At 71.5% G+C, this 3152-nt stretch carries 3 protein-coding genes and 1 riboswitch; of the genes, 1 reads left to right on the top strand and 2 read right to left on the bottom strand.

The annotated features are described in order from the left end of the window. Window positions 1–143: 143 nt before the first annotated feature. Together ACFV8H_RS41360 and thrC are read right to left on the bottom strand one after the other, a co-directional pair. Complete coding sequence (locus ACFV8H_RS41360; protein ID WP_375888691.1) at window positions 144–422, bottom strand: MoaD/ThiS family protein; 279 nt, start codon at window positions 420–422, stop codon at window positions 144–146. A 27-nt stretch (window positions 423–449) separates the two neighbouring features. Further along, window positions 450–1730: a threonine synthase gene (thrC, locus tag ACFV8H_RS41355; protein ID WP_380409931.1), complete on the bottom strand. Its 1281-nt coding sequence runs from the start codon at window positions 1728–1730 to the stop codon at window positions 450–452. Between the two features lie 17 nt (window positions 1731–1747). Continuing rightward, window positions 1748–1883: riboswitch (SAM riboswitch) on the bottom strand. A 149-nt stretch (window positions 1884–2032) separates the two neighbouring features. Here thrC and ACFV8H_RS41350 point away from each other — a divergent pair. Continuing rightward, window positions 2033–3061 carry a glucosyl-3-phosphoglycerate synthase gene (locus ACFV8H_RS41350; RefSeq protein ID WP_380409929.1) on the top strand — a complete coding sequence of 343 codons (1029 nt, stop codon included), beginning with the start codon at window positions 2033–2035 and terminating at the stop codon, window positions 3059–3061. Window positions 3062–3152: the final 91 nt, after the last annotated feature.

The following is a 3152-nucleotide window of genomic DNA, read 5'->3' as shown; positions in this document are numbered from 1 at the left end:
CCGTCAGCGCATCCCTTCGCCCCACACCCCCCACAGACTACCCCTCCCCTCACCTAAATTCGGCCCTCCTACAGCCCTCCGCCTGCCCCGGGTTCCGCTCGTCTGATCCCCCCCCCGGCGCACGGCCGGGAAGCGGGAACGGCTCAGCAGCCGCCGGCCACCGCCGGAATGATCGAAACGCTCGCACCGTCCGCGATCCCGGTCGCCAGACCCTCGGCGAACCGCACGTCGTCGTCGTTCACGTACACGTTGACGAAGCGGCGCAGCTTGCCGGTGTCGTCCAGGATCCGGGCCGCGATGCCCGCGTGGTTGCGCTCCAGGTCGGCGATGACCTCGCCCAGGGTGGCCCCCTCGGCGGGCACCTCGGCCGCGCCGCCGGTGTAGGTGCGCAGGATGGTGGGGATGCGGACGTTGGCGCTCATGACTCTCCTAGCGGGGTGGGGGGTGGATCAGACGGACGCGAGGCCGGCGGCGTGGAAGGAGTCCAGCGTCGGGCGGATGACGGCGGTCATGCCCGCCTCGGAGACGGCGTCCAGCGTCTTGAGGCCGTCCCCGGTGTTGATCGCGACGGTCTCCTTGGACGGGTCCAGCTGACCGGTCTCCACGAGCTTCTTCAACACGCCGACGGTCACCCCGCCCGCGGTCTCGGCGAAGATCCCCTCGGTCCGGGCCAGCAGCCGGATCGCCGCCACCACCTCCGCGTCCGTGACGTCCTCCACCGCACCGCCGGTCCGGCGGGCGATGTCCAGCACGTACGGGCCGTCCGCCGGGTTGCCGATCGCCAGCGACTTGGCGATGGTGTCCGGCTTCACCGGCCTGATCACGTCCCGACCGGCCTTGAACGCCGCCGACACCGGCGAGCAGCCCTCCGCCTGGGCGCCGAAGATCCGGTACGGCCGGTCCTCCACCAGGCCCAGCTTGATCAGCTCCTGCAGACCCTTGTCGATCTTCGTCAGCTGCGAGCCCGAGGCGATCGGGATGACGATCTGCTCCGGCAGCCGCCAGCCGAGCTGCTCGCAGATCTCGTAGGCCAGCGTCTTGGAGCCCTCGCCGTAGTACGGCCGCAGATTGACGTTGACGAAGCCCCAGCCCTCGCCGGCCGGGTCCCCGATCAGCTCCGAGCAGAACCGGTTCACGTCGTCGTAGTTGCCCTCGATGCCGACCAGCTCACCGCCGTACACCCCGGCCATCACGACCTTGCCCTGCTCCAGGTCGTGCGGGATGAACACGCAGGAGCGGAACCCGGCCCGGGCCGCCGCCGCACCCACCGCACCGGCCAGGTTGCCGGTCGACGAGCAGGACAGCGTGGTGTAGCCGAACGCCCGGGCCGCCTCGATCGCGCAGGCCACCACCCGGTCCTTGAACGAGTGCGTCGGGTTGCCCGAGTCGTCCTTGACGTGCAGCTGCGCGGTGAACCCGAGCTCCCGGCCCAGGTTGTCCGCCTTCACCAGCGGGGTCCAGCCGGGGTTCAGGTTGGGCTTCGAGGCGACGTCGGCCGGCACCGGCAGCAGCGGCGCGTACCGCCAGATGGACGCGGGGCCGGACTCGATCCGCTTGCGCAGCTCCTCGGCGCGCTCGCCGCCGAACTCGTAGGCGATCTCCAGCGGCCCGAAGCACTCCACACAGGCGAAGCTGGGGCCGAGCGGGAAGCGGGTTCCGCACTCCCGACAGGACAGGGCGGCGGCGGGGCCGAGGTCGACGGAAACAGGTGCGGCGATGTCGATAGCCATGATGGCGGAGGCCTCTCTCCTCATCTTCCCCGCAGCGCGGTCGCGCCACAGGCCGGAATTGGCACCTGTCCCGCCGGGGCCTGTCGACGACAGCCGAGCGAGAAGGTTGCCGGGACGTCAACGGGCCGTTCCCTCAGTCCCTCTGGATGAGCTTGTGAAATTGTGGTGGTGCGCAGCGGCGACCCCGGCGTGCAAAGGTCCGACCGCTGTACGAAGACTGTATCCGAAGGCGCCAACCCTGAACGGGACCGTCCGCCAAGCGAGATGACCCGTCCCACCCGATCCCGCCGAGGAGAGTCACCGTGCCCGCCGAACCGACCCACGCCCTCCTCCCGCAGGCGGCGTCCTGGCTCCGCCGCCGCTCGTGGAGCGCGGCCGAGCGGCCGGTCGACGCCCTCCTCGCCGCCAAACGGCGCACCGGCCGGACGGTCAGCGTCGTCCTCCCCGCCCTCGACGAGGAGGCCACCGTCGGCGACATCGTCCGCACCGTCCGGCGCGAGCTCATGGACCGGATCCCGCTCGTAGACGAACTCGTCGTGGTCGACTCCGGCTCCACCGACGCCACCGCCGCCGTCGCCGCCGAGGCCGGCGCCCGGGTGGAACACCGCGACCGGATCCTCCCCCGGCTGCCCGCCGTCCCCGGCAAGGGCGAGGTGCTCTGGCGCTCCCTGCTGGTCACCCACGGCGACATCGTCTGCTTCATCGACGCCGACCTGCGCGAGTTCGACCCGGCCTTCGTCTCCGGCATCGTCGGCCCGCTGCTCACCGACCCCGACATCCACCTGGTCAAGGCCATGTACGACCGCCCGCTCGAAGTGTCGATCAGCGGCTCCGCCGCGGGCGAGAGCGGTGCGGTCATCCCCACCGGCGGCGGCCGGGTCACCGAACTCGTCGCCCGCCCCCTGCTCAACCTCCACTGGCCGGAACTCGCCGGCTTCGTCCAGCCCCTCGGCGGCGAGTACGCGGCCCGCCGCTCACTGCTCGAACGGCTGCCCTTCCCCACCGGCTACGGCGTCGAACTCGGCCTCCTGGTCGACGCCCTGGACCAGGTCGGCCTGGACGCCCTGGCCCAGGTCGACGTCGGCGTGCGGCACCACCGCCACCAGGACGGCCAGGCCCTCGGCCGGATGGCCGCCACCATCTACCGCACCGCCCTGGAGCGCCTCGACCGCTCCCACCGCCTCAAGGCCTCCGCCGACCTCGTCCACCCCCACCTCACCCAGTTCACCCGCGACCCGCACACCCGCGCCTTCACCGCCCACACCCACCCCGTGACGGCCCTGGAACGCCCCCCGATGCACACCGTCCCGGAATACGCCACCCGCCGCTAGTGTCCTGAGTCCTTGATCCGTCGAATGTATCCGGCGAGGGATTCGAGGATCTGGTCAGCGGGTTTGGTCCAGACGTAGGGCCGGGGGTCGG

Source organism: Kitasatospora sp. NPDC059827 (genome assembly GCF_042731675.1).
Taxonomy (GTDB): domain Bacteria; phylum Actinomycetota; class Actinomycetes; order Streptomycetales; family Streptomycetaceae; genus Kitasatospora.
The sequence above is the reverse complement of the archived record's forward strand: the minus strand, read 5'-3'. Positions and strand labels throughout refer to the sequence as shown.

What these genes read in the sequence shown, in the direction of transcription:
- ACFV8H_RS41360 (WP_375888691.1), bottom strand. Translation starts at nt 422, where the DNA reads ATGAGCGCCAACGTCCGCATCCCCACCATCCTGCGCACCTACACCGGC.
- thrC (WP_380409931.1), bottom strand. Translation starts at nt 1,730, where the DNA reads ATGGCTATCGACATCGCCGCACCTGTTTCCGTCGACCTCGGCCCCGCC.